This window comes from Burkholderia sp. YHN3-13 (genome assembly GCF_055810675.1).
Map to the genome: position 1 here is coordinate 1 of NZ_JBVVNQ010000051.1, position 5910 is coordinate 5910.

The 5910-nt window shown below is 65.1% G+C and carries 5 protein-coding genes; 2 read left to right on the plus strand and 3 right to left on the minus strand.

Features of this window, described 5'->3' with window-relative positions; genetic code table 11:
* On the minus strand, positions 1-290 hold a 290-nt coding region (locus tag AC0KUR_RS37565; protein WP_473377359.1), incomplete at its 3' end, for an SDR family NAD(P)-dependent oxidoreductase.
* 296 nt (positions 291-586) lie between these two features.
* On the opposite strand from AC0KUR_RS37565, the gene AC0KUR_RS37570 reads away from it, so the two are divergent.
* Positions 587-1600 carry an NAD(P)/FAD-dependent oxidoreductase gene (locus tag AC0KUR_RS37570; protein ID WP_334005946.1) on the plus strand — a complete coding sequence of 338 codons (1014 nt, stop codon included), beginning with the start codon at positions 587-589 and terminating at the stop codon, positions 1598-1600.
* Between the two features lie 26 nt (positions 1601-1626).
* Here AC0KUR_RS37570 and AC0KUR_RS37575 read toward each other — a convergent pair whose 3' ends face one another.
* Positions 1627-3156: a cryptochrome/photolyase family protein gene (locus tag AC0KUR_RS37575; RefSeq protein ID WP_413140951.1), complete on the minus strand. Its 1530-nt coding sequence runs from the start codon at positions 3154-3156 to the stop codon at positions 1627-1629.
* Positions 3157-3430: 274 nt separating this feature from the next.
* Here AC0KUR_RS37575 and AC0KUR_RS37580 point away from each other — a divergent pair, with 274 nt between their 5' ends.
* Positions 3431-4402 carry a MerR family transcriptional regulator gene (locus AC0KUR_RS37580; RefSeq protein WP_124629202.1) on the plus strand — a complete coding sequence of 324 codons (972 nt, stop codon included), beginning with the start codon at positions 3431-3433 and terminating at the stop codon, positions 4400-4402.
* 85 nt (positions 4403-4487) lie between these two features.
* Here AC0KUR_RS37580 and AC0KUR_RS37585 read toward each other — a convergent pair whose 3' ends face one another.
* On the minus strand, positions 4488-5447 hold the full coding sequence (locus tag AC0KUR_RS37585; RefSeq protein ID WP_334005954.1) for an alpha/beta hydrolase: 960 nt from the start codon (positions 5445-5447) through the stop codon (positions 4488-4490).
* Positions 5448-5910 lie beyond the last annotated feature (463 nt).

Below are 5910 nucleotides of genomic sequence, written 5' to 3' on the forward strand. Positions count from 1 at the left end.
TCCGAAGTCGAATGCATCGGCTTGACGACGATCGAGCCGACGCAATGCGCAAGCCCGTCCGGCACACCGAATCGCTCGACGCCTGCCTCGAGCGCCCGATCGAGCGCCGCCGCGTCAGTCGCGTCGGCGGGCGCAACGACCACACGCTCGCGCGACATCGTGTCGGCAAGGGCGCCGAGACTATCAGCGTGTCGGGCTGTGAGCACCATTGAAACGCCCTTGGCGTCCAGCCGGCGCGCAAGTTCGCTGCCGACGGCTCCCGTTGCCCCGCAAATCCAGACAAAAGCCATGACGAATCCTGTTGCAAGCACCCTTCCCGCGCGGGGACTCCGGCTCCTGCGCGCGCGGCGCTCGACGACCGCCGCACGATGCGCAGCCGGGCCGCGACATGCCGTTTGTTCACAGTTCTTATTCTATGCCGATTCCCGGCAGGATGAAGCGATATAACGACTCATGATGACTTAACGAGTCAAAATTCACGTGTCACATATCACAAATATCGGCTTCATATGCCCGACCGTGACATAGAATTCAATATCAGCGCTAAGAATTTGCGCAGTATTCTGCATTTTTTAAGACGAATCAGATGACTTCATTTTCCGATTCGCCCGCCAACATCGCGATCGTCGGCGCGGGAATCGCCGGACTGGCCTGCGCGCGCGTCCTCACCGATGCGGGCCACCGAGTGACGGTGTACGAGAAAAGCCGTGGCGTGGGCGGGCGCATGAGCACGCGCCGCGCGGACGGCTGGCAGGCCGATCACGGCGCGCAGTATTTCACCGCGCAACATCCGGCATTCGTCGCCGAAATATCGCGATGGGTCGCCGGCGGCGCTGCCGCCCCGTGGGCCGCGCGCGTCGCATCGATCGGCTCACTCTGGCCGCGGGCACTGCTCGCGCCAGCTCGGCGATATGTCGGCGTGCCCGGAATGACTGCGCCGGCGCGCCATCTGTCGGCCGGAATCGAAACGGTGCCCGAGACGACGATCACGGGGTTGATGCGAGACGAACATGGCTGGCGACTGATCTCGTCCGAGCATCGTGCGCTGGACGCGCGTCACGACGTCGTCATCGTCGCGGTTCCGGCGCCGCAGGCCGTCCCGCTCCTGCAGCGCGCCGAACCGGGTCTCGCGGTGATTGCCCAGCGTACCGAGATGCGCCCGGCCTGGGCCGTGATGGCGCAGTGCGGCCATTTGCCGAACCCGGGATTCGACGCCGCATTCGTCAATTCCGGTCCGCTTGGCTGGATCGCCCATGACACGTCCAAGCCCGGGCGCACCGGCGCGAGCACGTGGGTGCTGCACGCGACGCCCGACTGGAGCCATGCTCATCTGGAGGCGCCGCCCGAGCAGATAACGCGCAGGCTGCTGGACGCCTTTCGGGACATCGTGGGCGCCACCGCCGACACGGCAACCGCCCATCGCTGGCGCTATGCCGAGCCGGCGCCGTCGTCTGTCGCGACTCCCGGCCGCTTTGCGTGGCGGGCTGGCCCGCGCATCGGACTGTGCGGCGACTGGCTGGGCGGCGGCAAGATCGAAGGCGCGTGGCTCAGCGGCACCGGCCTCGGCGGCGCGGTGGCCGACGCCCTGATCACGCACTGAACGGCGGCGGCCGATGACGGAACGGCCTACAGCGATTCGAGATTCCGCACCACGCTGTCCGCCTGCAGGCGAATCGCTTCGAGCGCCGCGTCATCAAAGCGCGCGAGCTGCCGATAGACCATCCCGAGCCGGTTGTTGTGCTGCAGCGCGCCGCGGTGCCGGTCGAAAAAGTCCCAGTACAGCGCGTTGAACGGGCATGCGCGCGCGCCGGTTCGCGCATTGCGGTCGTACGCGCAGCCCTTGCAGTAATTGCTCATCCGATGGATGTACGCGGCGCTGGAAACGTAGGGCTTGGTCGCCATTGCCCCGCCGTCGGCGTATTGACTCATCCCGAGCGTGTTCGGCATCTCGACCCATTCGAACGCATCGATATAGACACCGAGGTACCACTCATGCACCTCGTGCGGATCCAGCCCGGCCAGCAGCGCAAAGTTGCCGATCACCATCAGCCGCAGGATGTGGTGCGCATGCGCGTCCTCGAGCGACTGCCGCAGCGCGTGCGACATGCAGGCCATGCGCGTGCGGCCATCCCAGAACCAATGCGGCAACGGGCGGCGATGACCGAACGCGTTGCTGTTTTCATAGCCCGGCATGCGTGCCCAGTACACGCCGCGCACGAACTCGCGCCAGCCCAGTATCTGCCGGATGAACCCTTCGACCGCGGCAAGCGGCGCCGCGCCGCTGCGATACGCGTGCTCGGCCCGCGCGACGACTTCGCGCGGATTCAACATTTTCACATTGAGCGCGAACGACAGCGTCGAGTGGAACAGGCGCCGCGCGCTCCCGTGCATCGCGTCCTGGAACTGCCCGAAAAACGGTAGCGCATCCCGGATGAAGGCGTCGAGGCAGGCGAGCGCTTCGGCGCGATCGACGGGCCAGCGGAAGTCGCCGGCCGACGGCTCCCCGAAGCTGCGCACGCCCGCCGCAACGATCTGTTGCCACAGCGCGCGATGATCGTGATGCGGACGCCAGTCGGCCGGTTCCGCGGGCGAGCCGGACCACGCCTGGCGGTTCTCGGCATCGTAGTTCCACTGCCCGCCTGCAGGCCGCCCTTCCCCGTCGAGCAAGACGCGATGCCGCACGCGCATGCTCCGGTAGAAGCGATCCATGATCCATGATCGGCCGGCTCCGAGCACTTGCGCGACCTCGTCGCGCGTCGTATGGAAATGACCGGTATCGACCGCGCGAACCGGCACGCTCGCCGCTGCCGCATAGGCGCTCAGCTGCTGGTCGACCCGCCATTCGTCCGGCAGCAGATACTCGATGCACGCTGCGCCGTGAAGCTCGGCGACACTGTCCAGGTTGGCGGGAATGGCCTGACGATTGAGCGGGTCGTCGATCTCGACGTAGTGCACGCGATGGCCCGCATCGCGCAACAGCCTCGCGAAGCGGCGCATCGCCGCAAAGATCGCAATCAGCTTCTGAGCGTGATGGAGCGTGTAGTCGGTTTCCTGCCGAACTTCCATCAGCACGTAGATCGTTTCGGCCCGGACATCGGAAAACCAATGATGATTCGGGTCCAGCTGATCGCCGAGGACAAGCCTTAAAGTCTTCATGGGACGCTTCGCGATTGATGATCGCCGCCTGGGTTGTCGAGACACCCGCGCGTCGAACGAAACACCTTGCCCCTCCGTACGCGCGGCACCGCGCGCGTCCTGATCGACCTCGCAACACGGAGCGGTACCGCTTCCAAGCATTTTAGCCGGCTCGCGCTTCGCGAACCACCTTTTCGGACGAAAATCCGCATATTGAATCACTTTCCTGCTTCGTATTTCACGCAAACTGCGTACAATCCTGAGACAACAGTACGTCAACTTCAGGAGAGCAACGATGCCCCCTCGCAAGGATCGCGATACGCCCCATCGCTATCGCAGCGGCGAGGCCGCGCGCCTGGCGCGCATGCCGGCAGCCACGCTGAGAATCTGGGAAAGGCGCTATGGCGTGGTTGCGCCGCCCAAAACGCCGTCCGGACAACGGCTGTACTCGGACGACGACGTCCAGCGAATTCGATTGCTGAAAACGCTCGTCAATCAGGGCCACGCGATCGGCTCGATCGCCAGCCTGAGCCGCGAGGAACTCGATGCGTTGTCGTTGACGAATACGCGTGCCCCGGTGTTTCACGAGGCAAGTGTGAGCCTCGCGGTCGTCGGCGCGCTTTCGATTCCGGAATCCGCGATAGAGCGAATGGGAATCCGGATCGCCGCGCGAATCGACTCGCTCGACGACACGAGCGCGCATGCGGGTACGTCAGTCGATGCCCTCATCGCGACGACCACGTCGCTCCATGAGGATGTCGTTTCGCAGCTCGCTGCCGTGGCGCAACAGCTCAAAGCGCACGCCGTGGCCGTCGTATACGGGTTCGGCACGGCAGAGGCGGTCGAGCTGGCGCGTCTGTCGGGGTTCGAGCTGTTCCGGTCGACGGAAGGCCAGACCAACCCGATATCGATCATTTCGAAACTGGCGCAAGCCGTCGTCAAGTCGCGCCAATCGAATGACGCGGATCGCGGGCTCTGGCTGCGCACGCGGCGACGCTTCGACGAGGCGACGCTCGCGTCGCTCAGCGGCCTGTCCACCACCGTCAAATGCGAGTGTCCGCGTCATCTCTCCGAATTGATCATGCAGCTCAGTGCGTTCGAGCGATACAGCGACGAATGCGTGTCTCGATCGCCGGCCGATGCGCTGCTGCACCGCCACCTTGGAGACGCAGCGAACCGGGCAGCCGAATTGCTCGAGACGGCGCTTGCCGTCATTCTTCGCGAAGAGGGATTGGGCGGGACGACGCCGGAACTGAAGGCGCTGTAGCGCGGCACGCGCCGCCGGCTGCGCCGACCTGCCCACGACGGCAGGTGGCGATGCTCTTTCGCGCGCATTGCGGGGCTTGCCTCGATCACCGAGCCGAAACGGAAGAACGAGCCACGGCGGCAGGCGATGTTGGCTGCCTGCTCGTGGCGCCGGCATTCGACGCATTCGCGACGCGATCCACGAACGCGGAGAGATCGTCGAGCACTGGCGCCAAGCCTCGCAACGGCGCGCCCAGCACACCGACGATCGATGCATGGCTCACGTTCCTGTAACGCATGACCACGACGGTATCGCCCTTGTCTTGCAGCGCGCGCGCGAAGCGGGTCGTGTTGCCGGGCTCGACCACCGTGTCGTTTTCCGCGACGGCCAGCCACATCGGCGGCTCCGTACCCTGGATGAATCGAATGGGCTGGCTCCCGGCGCGCGCTTCCTCCGGGAAGATCCTTTCAAGCGTCGCGTCACGCAGCGGCAGGAAATCGTAAGCCCCGGCCAGGCCGATCACGCCGGCGATATCGCTCTTGCGCATCTCCTGTGCCGCCAGATAGCGGCCGTCGGTCGCAAGCAACGCGGCAATCTGTGCGCCGGCAGAGTGCCCCATCAGAAACAGGCGATGTGGATCGCCGCCGAACGCAACCGCGTGCTCGCGTGCCCACGCGACCGCCTGCGCCGCATCGTCGACGAAACCGGGAAAGGTGGTCGCCGGATACGTCCTGTAGTCGGGCAAGACGGCAACAAAGCCCCTCGACGCGAGCGCCTCGCCCACGAACAAGTAGTCCTTGCGCTCGCCGGACTGCCAGCTTCCGCCGTAAAGGAACACGACCACAGGGGCGCCCGCACTCGCATCGGCCGGCCATTGATGCACGACGCGCGTGGGCAAGTAGACGTCGAGCACCTGGCGTTCGCCGGATCCGTACGGGATACCTGCGAAAAGACTGAACGTGTAGCTCGGCGTCAGCGCATTCAGGAGCCGCACCGGGCTGCACGCGGAGAGGAGACCGGCCGCGAGCAGCACCGACAGGACGACGAGTCCGGCTTTCATGTTCATGGATATCCCCATTCCTGACGATTCCGGCCGCATCCGCCGCCTGATTTGTGGTTTACGGCGATTGCGCGCAAGCGGATGCATGCATCGCAGGGCAGCCGCGCCCCTTGACGGCATCCAGATCTTCCCTGCGCAAGTGCATCCGTCCGCAGCGGAGAGTCGTATGTGGAGTGGATAGGTGAATCAACGCGGAATGCCGACGGTCGCTCGCTGCCAAGCAATCGTCCGGTGGTGAGTCCGCTCGTCGACGATAGTGAGAGCCGTCTGCCATGAACGTTCTACCTGCCACTTTCCCCGAGATGCAACGTCGACATGGCGGCACGGCGAGCATGCCGTTACCGATCCGCCGCGACCGATCATGAGAAGCGCGCCGAATCAACTGACGTCGAGCACGAAAAAGTCCGGCGCCGCTCGCGTGTGCATCTATCTCGCGACGACCCAGACAGGATGGCTGGTATGCGTGATG

Excerpts from the sequence above, each read along its gene's own strand:
- AC0KUR_RS37585 (WP_334005954.1), bottom strand. The coding sequence starts at position 5,447 with ATGAACATGAAAGCCGGACTCGTCGTCCTGTCGGTGCTGCTCGCGGCC.
- AC0KUR_RS37575 (WP_413140951.1), bottom strand. The coding sequence starts at position 3,156 with ATGAAGACTTTAAGGCTTGTCCTCGGCGATCAGCTGGACCCGAATCAT.
- AC0KUR_RS37570 (WP_334005946.1), top strand. The coding sequence starts at position 587 with ATGACTTCATTTTCCGATTCGCCCGCCAACATCGCGATCGTCGGCGCG.
- AC0KUR_RS37580 (WP_124629202.1), top strand. The coding sequence starts at position 3,431 with ATGCCCCCTCGCAAGGATCGCGATACGCCCCATCGCTATCGCAGCGGC.